The organism is Streptomyces sp. NPDC054783 (assembly GCF_053611725.1).
The window spans coordinates 212,685-228,628 of sequence record NZ_JBSHAY010000006.1; the positions used below are offsets into that span (position 1 = coordinate 212,685).

At 71.5% G+C, this 15,944-nt stretch carries 12 protein-coding genes and 1 riboswitch; of the genes, 5 read left to right on the top strand and 7 right to left on the bottom strand.

Annotated elements, in window-relative coordinates:
• Nucleotides 1-99 precede the first annotated feature (99 nt).
• From ACWGJ5_RS14125 to ACWGJ5_RS14140, 4 genes are all read right to left on the bottom strand, one after another.
• A complete protein-coding gene (locus tag ACWGJ5_RS14125) occupies nt 100-786 on the bottom strand; it encodes a GntR family transcriptional regulator (protein WP_453309995.1) in 687 nt (228 codons plus the stop codon).
• 197 nt (nt 787-983) lie between these two features.
• On the bottom strand, nt 984-1,727 hold the full coding sequence (locus ACWGJ5_RS14130) for a M23 family metallopeptidase (RefSeq protein WP_453309996.1): 744 nt from the start codon (nt 1,725-1,727) through the stop codon (nt 984-986).
• 12 nt (nt 1,728-1,739) lie between these two features.
• Nucleotides 1,740-1,902, bottom strand: a riboswitch (cyclic di-AMP (ydaO/yuaA leader).
• Nucleotides 1,903-2,138: 236 nt separating this feature from the next.
• Nucleotides 2,139-3,527 (bottom strand): M16 family metallopeptidase, encoded by a 1,389-nt coding sequence (locus ACWGJ5_RS14135; protein ID WP_453309997.1) that lies wholly within the window; start codon nt 3,525-3,527, stop codon nt 2,139-2,141.
• A complete protein-coding gene (locus tag ACWGJ5_RS14140) occupies nt 3,524-4,927 on the bottom strand; it encodes a M16 family metallopeptidase (protein ID WP_453309998.1) in 1,404 nt (467 codons plus the stop codon). The genes ACWGJ5_RS14135 and ACWGJ5_RS14140 overlap by 4 nt, the downstream gene beginning before the upstream one ends.
• Before the next feature lie 259 nt (nt 4,928-5,186).
• Between ACWGJ5_RS14140 and ACWGJ5_RS14145 the strand changes: the two genes are divergently transcribed.
• Entirely contained in the window at nt 5,187-7,646 is a 2,460-nt protein-coding gene (locus ACWGJ5_RS14145; RefSeq protein WP_453309999.1) for a DNA gyrase/topoisomerase IV subunit A, read from the top strand.
• Here ACWGJ5_RS14145 and ACWGJ5_RS14150 read toward each other — a convergent pair.
• Both ACWGJ5_RS14150 and ACWGJ5_RS14155 read right to left on the bottom strand, forming a co-directional pair.
• Complete coding sequence (locus ACWGJ5_RS14150) at nt 7,643-8,728, bottom strand: CobW family GTP-binding protein (protein WP_453310000.1); 1,086 nt, start codon at nt 8,726-8,728, stop codon at nt 7,643-7,645. The two genes, ACWGJ5_RS14145 and ACWGJ5_RS14150, sit on opposite strands and share 4 nt — an antisense overlap.
• A 69-nt stretch (nt 8,729-8,797) precedes the next feature.
• Nucleotides 8,798-9,964: a citrate synthase/methylcitrate synthase gene (locus ACWGJ5_RS14155; protein WP_453310001.1), complete on the bottom strand. Its 1,167-nt coding sequence runs from the start codon at nt 9,962-9,964 to the stop codon at nt 8,798-8,800.
• A gap of 113 nt (nt 9,965-10,077) precedes the next feature.
• On the opposite strand from ACWGJ5_RS14155, the gene ACWGJ5_RS14160 reads away from it, so the two are divergent.
• The 4 genes from ACWGJ5_RS14160 (at nt 10,078) to ACWGJ5_RS14175 (ending at nt 14,816) form a co-directional block, all read left to right on the top strand.
• Nucleotides 10,078-11,361 (top strand): citrate synthase, encoded by a 1,284-nt coding sequence (locus tag ACWGJ5_RS14160; RefSeq protein WP_453310002.1) that lies wholly within the window; start codon nt 10,078-10,080, stop codon nt 11,359-11,361.
• 54 nt (nt 11,362-11,415) lie between these two features.
• Nucleotides 11,416-12,357: a sucrase ferredoxin gene (locus ACWGJ5_RS14165; RefSeq protein ID WP_453310003.1), complete on the top strand. Its 942-nt coding sequence runs from the start codon at nt 11,416-11,418 to the stop codon at nt 12,355-12,357.
• Nucleotides 12,358-12,459: 102 nt separating this feature from the next.
• On the top strand, nt 12,460-14,139 hold the full coding sequence (locus tag ACWGJ5_RS14170; RefSeq protein WP_453310004.1) for an ATP-binding protein: 1,680 nt from the start codon (nt 12,460-12,462) through the stop codon (nt 14,137-14,139).
• Nucleotides 14,136-14,816: a response regulator gene (locus ACWGJ5_RS14175; RefSeq protein ID WP_453310005.1), complete on the top strand. Its 681-nt coding sequence runs from the start codon at nt 14,136-14,138 to the stop codon at nt 14,814-14,816. The genes ACWGJ5_RS14170 and ACWGJ5_RS14175 overlap by 4 nt, the downstream gene beginning before the upstream one ends.
• A 23-nt stretch (nt 14,817-14,839) precedes the next feature.
• On the opposite strand, the gene ACWGJ5_RS14180 is transcribed toward ACWGJ5_RS14175, so the two are convergent.
• Nucleotides 14,840-15,898, bottom strand: coding sequence for an ABC transporter substrate-binding protein (locus tag ACWGJ5_RS14180; protein WP_453310006.1), 1,059 nt, complete (start codon nt 15,896-15,898; stop codon nt 14,840-14,842).
• Nucleotides 15,899-15,944: the final 46 nt, after the last annotated feature.

Here is a 15,944-nt window from a genome sequence, read left to right on the forward strand (position 1 = left end):
CGCGGCTCCGCTGTTTCCGGGCTCATTGCGCGCACACCGGAATTGGGGCGCGGAAATAGTCCGCGGCCGAATACCTCTTCTTTGTATACGGCGCCCGTGTTAATGCCGAAGGCCCGACATGTTTACGGCGTGTTGCGAAGTCCTCACACGTTCGGGGCTTCCGGAAAAACGCAGCCGGTGCGCGGCCGTCGCGCGCTCGGTGTGCAGCGCCGTGACGGCCCGCGCGCGCTCGCCGTCGCCGCGCGCCACCGCGTCGACGATGGCGCCGTGCTCGGCCCAGTGATCCACCGGACTCGACGGCGCCTCCACCGCGTACATCCAGGCGATCTTGTGCCGCAGCTGGCCGAGCATCGTGGTCAGCGAGGAGCTGCCCGAGGCCTGGGCGAGCGTCTCGTGGAACCAGCCGCCCAGCGAGCGCAGATCGCCGCTGTTGCCACTGCGGGCCCGCTCCTGGCCCAGCCTGACGAGGCCGCGCAGCACCTTCAGATGGGCCTCGGTGCGCCGCTGGGCGGCCCGGGCCGCCCCGAGCGGCTCCAGCAGCAGGCGCATCTCCAGCAGGTCGGCGGCCTCCTGCTCGGTCGGCTCGGCCACGCACGCGCCCGCGTGCCGGCGGGTCACCACGAAGCCCTCGGCCTCCAGGGTGCGCAGGGCCTCGCGGACAGGGACGCGCGAGACGCCGTAGCGGCGGGCCAGGACTTCCTCGGTCAGCCGGCCGCCGCGCTCGTAGACACCCGCGACGATGTCGTCCCGGATGGCCGTGCACACAGAGTGCGCCGGAATACGCATGACCGACCTCCGCCTTAATCCCCGTGAAACGTCGACGATGGACGCGTGTTCCGTGACTCTATTCCAATGAGCCGGAATTTCCGACGGCGGTCCGGAATCCATGGATATTTTTTGGTCAGCGGGTCGGGAGGGGCCCGTGAAAAACGGCGAAAGCCCCGGCTCGTGAGCCGGGGCTTCGCGTGCCGCGCGACGGGGCGTCAGACGTTCACGCCGTGCTTGCGGAGGTAGGCGACGGGGTCGACGTCCGAGCCGTAGTCGGGGGTCGTACGGGCCTCGAAGTGCAGGTGCGGGCCGGTGGTGTTGCCGGTCGCGCCGGCCAGGCCGATCTGCTGCCCGGAGCTGACCTGCTGACCGACCGAGACGCCGATGGACGACAGGTGGCCGTACTGGGTGTACATGCCGTCGGCCATCCGGATCACGATCTGGTTGCCGTACGCGCCGCCCCAGCCGGTGGAGACGACCGTGCCGGAGCCGACCGCGTGGACGGGGGTGCCGCTGGCGGCGTGGAAGTCGATGCCCGTGTGGTGGCCGGAGGACCACAGGGAACTGCTGGCCTGGTAGCCGGTGGAGACGTAGGAGTCGGTTATCGGGGCGACGAAGGCGTTCAGGCGCTTGCGCTCGGCCTCCCGGGCGGCACGGGCCCTGGCCTCGCGCTCCTCCTTCGCCTTCCTGGCCGCGGCCTCCTCGGCCGCCTTCTGCTCCGCGGCCTGCTGCTGCGCGTCGGCCTGTGCGTCGATGTGCTCGGCGACGCCGTCGCTCACGGCGAGGACCGGCGTGAGCCCGGTCTGCTCCACCGTGTTCTCGGCGGCGAGTGCCGGAGAGGCGGCGAGGGTGCCGATGACACCGGTGGTGGTGAGGGCCGCGACGCCTGCCGCCTGAGCGGTGGTGCGCTTGACCCGGCCGGGCTTGCGGTGCTTCCCGGTGGCGCACATGAACGCCATGAAGTGGCTGGTCCTTTCCTTCCCTCTCGCCTACCGGGTTAGCTGACGGGTTCGGAGCAGGAAGGTCTCCTACGGACTCCCTCGCGCTCGCGCGGGCGCCCGATTCACCCCAGGGACTGCGTGGGTCCCCGGCTCCCCTGGCTCGCGCCGTACGGGGACTCGGCGATGGCTGTCCGGTGCCGCGGGTGCGGCGCACTGCCTACTGACGAACAGCCCGGACGACGCTACGAAAGCCTGCTTTCGAACCCCAAACCGATCCGGGCTTTTGTAGCGCATCCCACAGGGCAGACAGGCAACCTCCGCCTCAAATCGGGCATCTGGGGAAGGGAGTGGAACACCGGGGGCCCTGACGACGAGTTGGTCGTCAGGGCCCCACGCGCGTGTGCCGTCACTCAGCCGTCCATGCGGGCACTACTCGGCCGCCACCACGGTCACTTCACCGATGCCGAGCGCCTCCACCGGCGCCTTGATCTGAGCGGCGTCACCGACGAGGACGGTCACCAGGCGGTCCACCGGGAAGGCGTTCACGGCGGCCGCCGTGGCCTCCACCGTGCCCGTCGCCGCGAGCTGCTGATAGAGCGTCGCCTGGAAGTCGTCGGGCAGGTGCTGCTCGACCTGGTCGGCCAGCGTGCTCGCGACGGCGGCCGCGGTCTCGTACTTCAGCGGCGCCACCCCGACGAGGTTCTGCACGGCCACGTCCCGCTCGACGTCGGTCAGGCCGTCCGCGGCGAGGGTGCGCAGCACCTTCCACAGGTCCTCCAGCGCCGGGCCGGTGTTGGGGGTGTCCACGGAGCCGCTGATGGCGAGCATCGACGCGCCCGTACCGTCCGGCGCGGAACGAAGGACCTGGCCGAACGCGCGCACACCGTAGGTGTAGCCCTTCTCCTCGCGCAGGACGCGGTCCAGGCGGGAGGTGAGGGTGCCGCCGAGGCAGTAGGTGCCGAGCACCTGTGCGGGCCACACGCGGTCGTGCCGGTCGGGGCCGACGCGGCCGATGAGCAACTGCGTCTGGACGGCGCCGGGCCGGTCCACGATGACCACGCGTCCGGTGTCGTCCGCGGTCACCGACGGCACGGGCCGCGGCTCGCCCGGGGTGCCCGTCCAGGCGCCCAGGGTGTCGCCGAGCAGCGCGTCCAGGTCGACGCCGGTGAGGTCGCCGACGACGACCGCGGTGGCCGTGGCGGGGCGTACGTGCCGGCTGTAGAAGGCGCGTACGGCGGCGGCGTCGATCTTCTCGACCGTCTCCTCGGTGCCCTGGCGCGGGCGCGACATGCGCGAGGCCACCGGGAACAGCTCCTTGGAGAGCTCCTTCGCGGCCCGGCGCGAGGGGTTGGCCAGCTCGTGCGGGATCTCGTCCAGGCGGTTGCGGACCAGCCGCTCCACCTCGCTGTCGGCGAACGCGGGCGCGCGCAGCGCGTCGGCGAGCAGACCGAGCCCCTTGGCCAGGCGGGAGGCCGGCACCTCCAGGCTGATCCGGACGCCGGGGTGGTCGGCGTGCGAGTCCAGCGTGGCGCCCGCGCGCTCCAGTTCGGCGGCGAACTCCTCGGCGGAGTGCTTGTCGGTGCCCTCGGAGAAGGCCCGCGCCATGATCGTGGCGACGCCGTCCAGGCCGGCCGGCTCGGCGTCCAGGGGCGCGTCCAGCAGCACCTCGACGGCGACGACCTGCTGGCCGGGGCGGTGGCAGCGCAGCACGGTCAGGCCGTTGTCGAGCGTGCCCCGCTCGGGGGCCGGGAACGCCCACGGCTTGGCCTCGCCGGGCTGCGGCTGGGGGTGGAAGTCCATGGTGGCGAGCTCGGTCACTTGGCCGTCTCCTCGTTCTCGTTACCGGCCTCTACGGTCGCTTCCTGCTCCGGGTCCTCACCGCGCCCCGCTTCCTCGGTGTGCTCGGCGGAATCGGCGGACAGCGGCTCGTAGACGAGGACCGCTCGGTTGTCGGGCCGCAGGCGGGCCTTGGCGACCTCCCGGACCTCCTCGGGGGTCACCTCCAGGACGCGCTTGACGGCGGTGAGGGCGAGCTGCGGATCGCCGAACAGGACGGCGAACCGGCACAGTTCGTCGGCACGCCCTGCGACCGTGCCCAGCCGGTCCAGCCACTCGCGCTCCAACTGGGCCTGGGCGCGCTCCATTTCCTCGGGCGTGGGGCCCTCCTCGGCGAACCGGGCCAGCTCCTCGTCGATGGCGGTCTCGATGACCGGCACCTCGACGTCACCGGAGGTCTTCACGTCCAGCCAGCCCATGGAGGGCGCGCCGGCGAGCCGCAGCAGGCCGAATCCGGCCGCGACGGCCGTGCGGTCGCGTCGCACCAGCCGGTTGTAGAGGCGGGAGGACTCGCCGCCGCCGAGGACGGTCAGGGCGATGTCGGCGGCGTCGCACGCGCGCGTGCCGTCGTGCGGGAGGCGGTAGGCGGCCATCAGGGCGCGCGCCGGGACCTCCTCGACGACAACCTCGCGCTTCTGCTCGCCGATGACCTCCGGCAGGGAACCGTCGCGGGGGGCGGGCTTGCCGTCGTGGGACAGGATCGACCCGAAGTATTTCTCGATCCAGGCGAGGGTCTGGTGAGGATCGATGTCGCCGACCACGGAGAGTACCGCGTTGTTCGGCGCGTAGTAGGTACGGAAGAACTGGCGGGCGTCCTCCAGGGTGGCCGCGTCCAGGTCCGCCATCGAGCCGATCGGCGTGTGGTGGTAGGGGTGGCCCTCCGGGTAGGACAGGCCGGTCAGCTTCTCGAAGGCGGTGCCGTAGGGCACGTTGTCGTAGCGCTGGCGGCGCTCGTTCTTGACGACGTCCCGCTGGTTCTCCATGGACTCGTCGTCCAGGGCGGCGAGCAGCGAGCCCATGCGGTCGGCCTCCAGCCAGAGGGCGAGCTCCAGCTGGTGGGCGGGCATGGTCTCGAAGTAGTTGGTGCGCTCGAAGCTGGTGGTGCCGTTCAGCGAGCCGCCGGCGCCCTGGACGAGCTCGAAGTGACCGTTGCCCTGGACCTGCGCCGAGCCCTGGAACATCAGGTGCTCGAAAAGGTGAGCCAGGCCGGTACGGCCCTTGACTTCGTGGCGGGAGCCGACGTCGTACCAGAGGCAGACCGCCGCGACCGGGGTCAGGTGGTCCTCGGAGAGCACCACGCGCAGACCGTTGGCCAGGCGATGCTCGGTCGCTGTCAGGCCCCCGGAGCCTGCCTCGGCTGTGGTCGTGTGACCCATGGGCATGTACATCCCTTCGCGAGCGGAGGCGGTTGTGGAAACCGCGGTTTTCCTGCCGTTCCTGCCACTGTATGCAAACCGTGCGGGACCTCGGCGAAGTTCCGGCGGGACGTACGCCCACAGCGGATCCCGCGGCCCGCTCCGGACCCGCCCGGGGATGCTGGGAAACCTCCGGGGACCGGGGTCGTGGCACGGGTTGTCAGTGCCGCGGTCCACAATGGTCCGCGTCAGATCAGTCAATCGCTTCAGCAAGGAGCCGGCAGCGATGGCCCGCCGCAGCACGAAGACCCCGCCGCCCGACGACTCGTTCGAGGAGAGGATCCTCGACATCGACGTCGTGGACGAGATGCGTGGCTCCTACCTCGAGTACGCCTACTCGGTCATCTACTCGCGCGCCCTGCCGGACGCCCGTGACGGCCTCAAGCCGGTGCACCGCCGGATCGTCTACCAGATGAATGAGATGGGCCTGCGCCCCGACCGCGGCTATGTGAAGTGCGCGCGCGTCGTCGGCGAGGTCATGGGCAAGCTGCACCCGCACGGCGACGCGTCGATCTACGACGCGCTGGTGCGCATGGCCCAGCCCTTCTCCATGCGGGTGCCGCTGGTCGACGGCCACGGCAACTTCGGCTCGCTGGGCAACGACGACCCGCCGGCCGCCATGCGGTACACCGAGTGCCGCCAGGCCGAGGCGACGAGCCTGATGACGGAGTCGATCGACGAGGACACGGTCGACTTCGCGCCGAACTACGACGGCCAGGAGCGCGAGCCGGTGGCACTGCCCGCCGCCTTCCCGAACCTGCTGGTCAACGGCTCCTCGGGCATCGCGGTCGGCATGGCGACGAACATGGCGCCGCACAACCTGCGCGAGGTCATCGCGGCCGCCCGTCATCTGATCAAGCACCCGAACGCGGACCTGGACGCGCTGATGAAGCACGTCCCGGGCCCGGACCTGCCCACCGGCGGACGGATCGTCGGCCTGGACGGCATCCGTGACGCGTACGCGACGGGCCGTGGCACCTTCAAGATGCGCGCGACGGTCTCGATCGAGACGGTGACGGCGCGCCGCAAGGGCCTGGTGGTCACCGAACTGCCCTTCACGGTCGGCCCCGAGAAGGTCATCGCGAAGATCAAGGACCTGGTCAACGCCAAGAAGGTCCAGGGCATCGCCGACGTCAAGGATCTCACCGACCGTGAGCACGGCCTGCGCCTGGTCATCGAGATCAAGAACGGCTTCGTGCCGGAGGCGATCCTGGAGCAGCTGTACAAGCTGACCCCGATGGAGGAGTCCTTCGGCATCAACAACGTCGCACTGGTGGACGGCCAGCCGCTCACGCTGGGCCTGAAGGAGCTGCTGGAGGTCTATCTCGACCACCGCTTCGACGTGGTCCGGCGCCGCAGCGAGTTCCGCCGCGGCAAGAAGCGCGACCGGCTGCACTTGGTCGAGGGTCTGCTGACCGCGCTGGTCGACATCGACGAGGTCATCCGGCTGATCCGGTCCAGCGACAACTCCGCGCAGGCCAAGGAGCGCCTGATGCAGCGATTCTCGCTGAGCGAGGTGCAGACGCAGTACATCCTCGACACGCCGCTGCGCCGGCTCACCAAGTACGACCGCATCGAGCTGGAGGCGGAGAAGGACAAGCTCACCGCGGAGATCGCGGAGCTGACCCGGATCCTGGACTCCGACGCGGAGCTGCGCAAGCTGGTCTCGGCCGAACTGGCCGCCGTGGCCAAGCAGTTCGGTACCGACCGGCGTACGGTCCTGCTGGAGTCCGCGGGCGCCCCGGTGGCCACGGTGCCGCTGCAGGTCGCCGACGCCCCGTGCCGGGTGCTGCTGTCGTCGACGGGTCTGCTGGCCCGTACGGCGACCGCCGAGCCGTTCCCGGAGCAGGCCGGCGCCAGGCGCGCCAAGCACGACGTGATCGTCTCGGCGGTGCCGGCGACCGCGCGCGGCGAGGTCGGCGCGGTGACCTCGGCGGGCCGGCTGCTGCGGATCAACGTCGTCGACCTGCCTCAGCTGCCGGAGACGGCGACCGCGCCGAATCTCTCCGGTGGGGCGCCGCTGGCGGAGTTCGTCTCCCTGGAGGACGACGAGACGGTGGTCTGCCTGACCACGCTGGACGAGTCGTCCCCGGGCCTGGCGCTCGGCACCGAGCAGGGTGTCGTCAAGCGTGTGGTGCCCGACTACCCGTCCAGCAGGGACGAGTTGGAGGTCATCACGCTGAAGGACGGTGACCGGATCGTCGGCGCGGTGGAGCTGCGCACCGGCGAGGAGGACCTGGTCTTCATCACGGACGACGCGCAGCTGCTGCGCTTCCAGGCGGCCATCGTGCGTCCGCAGGGCCGTCCCGCGGGCGGTATGGCGGGCATCAAGCTCACCGAGGGCGCCAAGGTGATCTCGTTCACCGCGGTCGACCCGGCGGTGGACGCGGTGGTGTTCACGGTGGCGGGCTCGCGCGGCACGCTGGACGACTCGGTGCAGACAACGGCCAAGCTGACCCCGTTCGACCAGTACCCGCGCAAGGGCCGGGCCACGGGCGGCGTGCGCTGCCAGCGGTTCCTGAAGGGCGAGGACTGCCTGTCGCTGGCCTGGGCGGGCCCGACTCCTGCGCACGCGGCGCAGAAGAACGGCACCCCGGTGGAGCTGCCGGAGCTGGACCCGCGCCGGGACGGCTCGGGCACGTCGCTGCCGAAGACGGTGGCGGTGGTCGCGGGACCGGTGCTCTAGGCCTCGTACGAGGCCTCGTAGGGCTGCGCGCCGGGCTCCTCCTCGGAGCCCTGGACATAGCGCAGGACGCCCCACATGCCGTGTTCGTCGGCGTGTGGGGCGTCGTTCTCGCACCCCTTGAGCTCCTGGCCGAGGGCCTCGGTGTCGATGCCGGAACCGATCAGCACGAGCTGGGTGAGGCGGTCGCCGGCAGCGCCCCAGGGCTCCGGGTAGAAGCGCAGGAACCGGCCGACGGCGTGCACGGCATACCGGTTGAGGGGGTCGTGCGGCCCGAAGCCGACGTACCCCTTGATCCGGTACAGCCCCTCGGGCCGGCTGTCCAGGAACCGCATGAGCCGGCGGGGTTCCAGGGGCGCCTCGGAGGTGAAGGAGAGGCTGTCGTAGCCGGTGTGCAGATGACCGGCGTGCTCCTGGTGCCCGTCGCCCTCGGTGTGCTCGTGCAGGTCGTCGAAGGACAGCTGCCCGATCCGCTCCTCGCTCGGCCTGCAGTCGAAGAGGAACTCCGGGTCGATCCGGCCGTAGGTGGCGGGGACCACGGCGGCGCGGTCGGCGAGGGAGCGCACCAGACCGAGCACCCGGTCACCGTCGGCGGCCCGGTCGAGCTTGTTGACCACGACCAGGTCGGCGAGGGCCAGATGCCGGTCGATCTCCGGATGCCTCGCACGTGTGTCGTCGAACTCGGCAGCGTCCACGACCTCGACCAGACCGCCGTAGACGACCCTCGGATGCTCGCCGGCCAGCACCATCCGCACCAGTTCCTGCGGCTCGGCGAGCCCGCTGGCCTCGATGACGATCACGTCGATGCCGGTGCCCGGGTCGGCGAGTCGCTCCAGGTAGAGGTCGAGTTCGCCGGCGTCGACGGCACAGCACAGGCAGCCGTTGCCGAGCGAGACGGTCGAGTCGCCGAGGGCGCCCGCGACTGCCATCGCGTCGATCTCGATGGCCCCGAAGTCGTTGACGATCGCCCCGATCCGGCTGCCTCCGCTGCGGTGCAGGAGGTGGTTGAGGAGCGTGGTCTTCCCGGAGCCCAGGAATCCGGCGAGCACGACGACCGGGATCTGCGGACCGCTGCTGTTCCCCAACGGGTGACCTCTCTTCCGTGGACCGGCTGCCGGACCAGGATAAGAGGGCGTCGGCGTCGGCCGGCCGGGTCAGAGCGCGGCCGGTACCGCGACCGGCGGCGTCGGCCCCACATACCGCGCCACCGGACGGATGATCTTCGAATCGGCCGCCTGTTCCAGAATGTTGGCGCTCCAGCCGACCACGCGTGCCGCCGCGAAGGTGGGGGTGAACATCTCGCGGGGAAGTCCGCAGAGCTCCATGACCACGCCGGCGTAGAACTCCACGTTGGTGTGGAGTTCACGGCCGGGCTTCAGCTCGGCGAGGATCGCCTCGACGCGGCGCTCGACCTCCACCGCGAAGTCGACGCGCGGACCGCCGAAGCCGAGGGCGATCTCCCGCAGCATCCGCGAACGGGGGTCCTCCGTACGGTAGATGGCGTGCCCGAAGCCCATGATCCGGTCGCCGGCGAGCACCCGCTCGCGGATCCACGGGTCGATCCGGTCCGGCGTGCCGATGGCGTCCAGGGTGTCCAGGGCCCGGCTGGGAGCGCCTCCGTGCAACGGCCCGGACAGGGCACCCACCGCTCCGGTCAGGCAGGCGGCCACGTCGGCTCCGGTGGAGGCGATGACGCGGGCCGTGAAAGTTGATGCATTGAACCCATGATCAATGGTTGAGATCAGATATTGCTCGACCGCACGTGCCTGGCGCGGCCCGGGCTCCTCACCCGTGAGCATGTACAGGTAGTTGGCCGCGTACGGGAGCTCGTCGCGCGGCTCGACCGGCTCCAGGCCCTGCCCCAGCCGGTACAGCGCGGTGAGCAGGGTGGGTACGGCGGCGCAGACGACCAGGGTGTCGGCGCGGCGCCGGTCGGCGTCGATGTCGTACACCGGACGCAGGCCCCGCGCCGAACCCAGCAGGGACAGGGCCGTGCGCAGCCCGGACAGCGGCCCGGAGACACGGCTCGCCGCGGCGATCGCCGGCAGTGCCGCGCGGACCTCCTCGGGCAGCCGCCGCAGCGCCGCGGTCTCGGCGGCGAAGGCGGCGCGGCGCTCCGCGTCCGGGAGCGTGCCGTGGACCAGAAGGTGCCAGACGTCCTCGAAGCCGCGGGTCCGCGCGAGTTCGACGGCTGAGTACTGGCGGTAGTGATAAAAGCCCTCGCGCCCCCGGACGTCACCGATCCCGGTCTCGGTGACGACGACGCCGGCGAGTCCGCGCGGTGCCTCGATGAGCGGGGTCGCGGTCCTGTTGATGGCCATGGTTCTCCTCCCTGGACTTGATCCGACTGTCCATGCTTGACTAATTCCTTGTCAATATTGATTTAATCAATGCATTCCAATCAACATGTGCAGAGGCGGCTACGGTGACCCCCATGCGCGATCACGAACCCGCTCCCGGCCGTCCCGGGCGCAGCCTGACCACCAAGGAGACCGCGGAACTGCTCGGCGTGAAGCCGGAGACGGTGTACGCGTACGTGAGCCGCGGCCTGCTCAGCAGCAGGCGCGAGCCCGGCGGCCGTGCCAGCACCTTCGAGGCGAAGGAGGTCGAGGCCCTCGCCCGGCGTCACCGCCGGGAGGCGGCCGGGACCCCGGGTTCCGGCGGCGACCTGTCCGTCCGGACCCGCATCACACTGATCGAGCAGGACCGGTACTACTTCCGGGGCGTGGACGCCGTCGAGCTGGCGCTCCGTCACTCCTACGAGGAGATCGCGGAGTGGCTGTGGACGGGCCGGCTCACCCCGGGCGTGACCTTCTCCGCCCCCGCCCCCACCGTCGAGATCGCGCGCCGCGCGGTGAACGCGCTGTCCGAGCACGCCTCCCCCACCGACCGGCTGCGCGTGGCGGCCATCGCCGCGGCAGCAGAGGACCCGCTGCGCTTCGACCTGTCCGAGGACGCCGTGCTGAACACCGCGCGGATCCTGATCCCCACGCTCGTCGCCGCGCTGCCACCGGCCCGGCGCGGCCACGAGGACGACGCTCCGCTCGCCCACCGGCTCTGGGCCCGGCTGACCGGCCGTCCCGCCGACGAGGCGTCCCTGCGGGTCCTGGACACCGCTCTCGCCCTGCTCGCGGACCACGATCTGGCCGCCTCCACGCTCGCGGTCCGCGTCGCCGCCTCGGCCCGCGCGCACGCCTACGCGGCCGTCTCGGCCGGGCTCGGCGTCCTGGAGGGCCCGCTGCACGGCGCCGCGAGCGGCGACGCCCACCGCATGCTCCTCGATGTGCTCGACCAGGGCACGGCGGTCCCGGTGATCGCCGGCGAACTGCGCGCGGGACGCCGGGTCCCGGGGCTCGGCCACCGTCTCTACGCCGGCGAGGATCCGCGCGCGAGCGTGCTGTTCGGCCTCCTGGAGCAGGTCCCGCGCGCGGAGTCCGCCCTGCTCGCCGCCCGGGACATCGTCGCCACCACCGCCCGGCACACCCCGCTGCACGCCAACGTCGACCTCGCCCTCGCGGTGTTCACCGCGTCCAGCGGCATGCCCGCCACGGCCGGCGAGACGATCTTCGCCGTCGCCCGGACGGCGGGCTGGATCGCCCACGCCTTGGAGGAGTACGGCGAGCGCCCGCTGCGCATGCGCCCGGTGGGCCAGTACGTCGGTCCGCGGCCCCCGCAGCCACTGCCGGAACAGCTCGGCCCCGAAACCCTCCCGGAGTAGGACACAACCGCGGCCGGAAGTCGCCCCAGGGAGAGTCAGGTTAGGCTCACCTCTGTGAGTAGGTGCGCGACCGTCTCCCGGAGCCTCGACGAGCCCGTTTCCGGTACGGCGGCCACGGCGACGACGTGGCTGCTGCTGGAACAGCCCGGCCCGTGGGGCGTCAAGGCGCTCACGTCGAGCCACCTGGACCCAGCTGTCGGACGGGCGCTGGAGCCGGCCGCCGACGGAACCGGCGTACGCGTCGCGCTCATCCGGCGCCCCGGACGTCACGCCGACCCCGGCCGGCCCGCCGTCCGGCAGGTGTACGCCGCGCACACCGTGCCGGGCCGCGTATGGCTGCACAGCGCCACGACCCGCGATCCGCGCCGCCTGCTCGGCCTGGACTTCGCGGCCCTGGGAGCGGGGGACCACCGTTCCTTCGGCGCCGCGCTCGGCGGGCGGCCGCATCGCGGCGACCCGCTCGCGTTCGTGTGCACCAACGGCAAACGCGACCGCTGCTGCGCCCTCCTGGGCCGTCCCCTCGCCACCGAACTGTCCGCCTCAGGGGTGCGCGGCGTCTGGGAGGTCACCCATCTGGGTGGACATCGCTTCTCGCCGACCGTGCTCGTCCTGCCGTACGGCTACTCCTACGGCCGCGCAGAGGCGCACACCATCAAGGAGGCGCTGCACGGCGCGCAGGAGGGGCGCGTGGTGGCCGAGGGGTGCCGCGGCTGCTCCGCCTGGGAACGGCCCGGTCAGGCGGCCGAGCTGGCCGTCCGGTCGGTGGCGGGCGAGTACCGGGCGGGGCTGCTGAGCGTCGTACGGACCGAGGGCGCGGCTCCGCGCTGGGAGGTCACCGTCGGGCACGCCGACGGCCGCCGCTGGCGAGTGACCGTGGCGCAGGGGGCGTCGCTGCCGCCCCGCCCGGAGAGCTGCGGCGCGTCGGTGCTCGGCACACCGGCCCGGATGGATGTCGTGACCGTGCGCGAGCTGAGGCCGACGGCGCTGGCGAGCTGAGCGACAGCCCTCCCGCAGCGACCGCTTCCTTCAAGAACTGGTCAAGAGATCCCCACCACACCCTCTGGGGCGCGTCGGGCCACCCCACGTACCGTCGTGGGTATGAGCCCCACTCCCCCCGCACGCCGTCTGCGCCTGGGTCTGCCGCGGCGGGTGTTCTCCCAGGTGCTGCTGATGCAGGTGGCGATCGCCGCGGGCGTCGCGGTGCTCGCGACCGGGCTGTTCCTCGCGCCGCTGAGCAGGCAGCTGGACCAGGAGGCGGAGCGCCGCGCGCTGGCCATCGCGCAGACGACGGCCCAGGACCCGCAGATCGCCGAGGGCGTCCTGACCACCCCGCCGACCGCGAACGGTCCGGTGCAGAAGGAGGCCGAGCGGATCCGACGGGCCACGCACGCGGAGTACATCGTGGTGATGGACCGGCGGGGCATGCGCTGGTCGCACACCACCCGCTCGGAGATCGGCGGGCACGTCTCCACCGACCCCAGGCAGGCCCTGGCCGGTCATGAGGTCATGGAGATCGACAACGGCACCCTGGGCCGCTCCGCGCGCGGCAAGGTGCCGCTGTACGACGCGCACGACCGCATCATCGGGGCGGTCTCGGTCGGGATCGCCTACGACAGCGTGCGGGCGCGGCTGATCAGCGCGATCCCGGGTCTGTTCGCGTACGCCGGAGGCGCTCTGGCGGTGGGCGCGCTGGCCGCCTGGCTGATCTCCCGGCGGGTCCAGCGGCAGACCCGGGACCTGGCCTTCTCCGACATCTCGGCGCTGCTCGCGGAGCGCGAGGCGATGCTGCACGGCATCCGTGAGGGCGTGGTCGCGCTCGACCGCGCCGGTCGTATCCGCCTGCTCAACGACGAGGCGCGGCGGCTGCTCGGCATCGGCGACGAGGCGGTCGGGCAGACCCCGGACGACGCGCTCGGCGCGGGCCGTACGACGGACGTCCTGGCCGGCCGGGTGACCGGCACCGATCTGCTCACCGTGCGCGGCCAGCGCGTGCTGGTCGCCAACCGTATGCCGACCGACGACGGCGGCGCCGTCGCGACCCTGCGGGACCGCACCGAACTGGAGCAGCTGGGGCGCGAACTCGACTCCACGCGCGGGCTGATCGACGCCCTGCGCGCCCAGGACCACGAGCACGCCAACCGCATGCACACCCTGCTCGGGCTGCTGGAGCTGGACATGTACGACGACGCCGTGGAGTTCGTCGGCGAGGTGGTCGGCGACCACCGGGTCACCGCCGAGCAGGTCACCGAGAAGATCCAGGATCCCCTGCTCGCGGCGCTGCTGGTCGGCAAGGCGACCGTGGCGGCCGAGCGGGGCGTCGCGCTGTGGGTGTCGGAGCACACACGGCTGCCCGACCGGCTGATCGATCCGCGGGGTCTGGTCACGGTCGTGGGCAACCTGGTGGACAACGCCCTCGACGCTGTGGCCGGCACGCCGCACGCGCGCGTGGAGGTCGAGTTGCGCACGGAGGGCCGTACGGTCGTCCTCAGGGTGCGCGACACGGGCCCCGGAATCCCGGCCGGCCAGCGGGAGCTGGTCTTCACGGAGGGCTGGTCCACCAAGAAGCCGCCCGCGCACGGCAAACGGGGCCTCGGGCTCTCGCTGGTGCGCCGGCTCGCCGAACGGCAGGGCGGCAGCGCGACGGTGGACGCGGCGGACGGCGGCGGCGCGGAGTTCACCGTGGTCCTGCCGGAGGCGCTGACCGAGCCGGAGCTGGAACCGGCGGTGCGCGAGAAGTCCCTCGAGCCCGCTGCCGTCACCGAGGAGGTGACCCGATGATCGAGGTCCTGGTCGTGGACGACGACACGCGCGTCGCCCCGGTCAACGCCGCCTACGTGGCGAAGGTGCCGGGATTCCACGTGGCCGGCGAGGCGCACAGCGCCGCCGAGGCGCTGCGGCAGGTGGAGACGCTGCCGCGGCTGGACCTCGTCCTCATGGACCACTACCTGCCCGACGACACCGGTCTCGCGGTCGTCCGGGAGATGCGCCGGCGCGGCCACCAGGCCGACGTGATCATGGTGACGGCGGCGCGGGACGTGTCGACCGTCCAGGCCGCGATGCGGCAGGGGGCGCTGCAGTACCTGGTGAAACCGTTCGCCTTCGCCGGTCTGCGCGCCAAGCTGGAGGCGTACGCGCAGCTGCGGCGCACGCTGGACGGCGGCGGCGAGGCCGAGCAGGCGGAGGTGGACCGCATTTTCGGCGCCCTCTCCGCGCCGTCGGAGCCGGGGCTGCCCAAGGGGCACTCCCCGACGACGGCCGAGCTGGTACGCCAGTCACTGATGAACGCCGAAGGCCCGCTGTCCGCCCAGGAGATCGCCGAGCGGACGGGGGTGAGTCGGCAGACGGCCCAGCGGTATCTGAAGCTCCTGGAGCGCACGGGACGGGCGCGGCTGACCCTCAAGTACGGCGACGCGGGCCGCCCGGAACACCGTTACGTGTGGGCGACCCGCGGCTGAGCGGAGTCTCTGCTCGACAGGGTCTACTTGGCAGCGTTGACGAACTCGGTCGTGTACGTCTTGCCCAAGTCGACCTTGGCGTTCTTGATGTTGGGGTTGAACGACTTGAGGACCTTCTCAACGGTCTCCGGACCGCCCTGGGGCATCACGCCGTCGTCGGTGAACATCGGCAGGGTGCTCTTGACGGCCTGTGCGTAGAGCGCCTTGTCGCCCTGGGAGTAGTCGGCCGGCATCTTGGCGGCGATCTCGTCGGCGCTGTGGGTGGACATCCACTTGAGCGTCTTGACGAATGCGTTGACCAACTTCTGGACGGTGTCCTTGTGCCCGTTCACCCAGTCCGTCTGCATGTACAGACTTGACGACGGGTACGGCCCGCCCAGCGCCTTCTGCGAGCCCTCGGGGGTGCGCATGTCGATGAGGACCTTGCCGGCCTTCTTGTCCAGGATCGTGGCGACGGTCGGGTCGGTGGTCATGCCGCCGTCGATCGCCCCCTTCTGGAGGGCCGCGATGAAGGTCGGTCCGGCGCCTACGGCGACGGGCGTGAACTCACTGACGTTCACGCCGTTCTTGACCGCGAGGTACTTGGTGAGGAAGTCGGTGGAGGAACCGAGCCCGGTCACGCCCAGCTTCCGGCCCTTGAAGTCCTTGGGCGACGTGAGGTCGCCGGCCGCCTTGTTGGAGACCACCTCGACCTCGCCCGGCGCACGCGAGAACTGCACGACCGACTCCACCGACTTGCCATTGGTCTGCAGGTCGAGGGTGTGGTCGTAGAAGCCGACCGCCCCCTGTACCTGACCGGAGACGAGCGCGGTCTCGGCCTGGACACCGGCGGGCTCGCTGAGGAGCTGGACGTTCAAACCCTCCGTCCGGAAGTAGCCGAGGCGCTGGGTGAGCATCGCGGGCAGGTAGATCACCTTGTCCAGGCCGCCGACCATGATCTTGACGCTCACGCCCTTCCCGCCGCCGGAGTCGCTTCCGGTGTCGGCCGTGGAGCCGGCCACGTCGTTGGCGCAGGCGGTGAGGGAGGAGAGCGCGAGCAGGCCGGCGGCGGCCAGGGAGGCGTATCTGGCGGTCTTGCGCATGCGGTTCACGTCCTTGTGAGAGGGCAGTACGGGGAAGGCGTGGGGG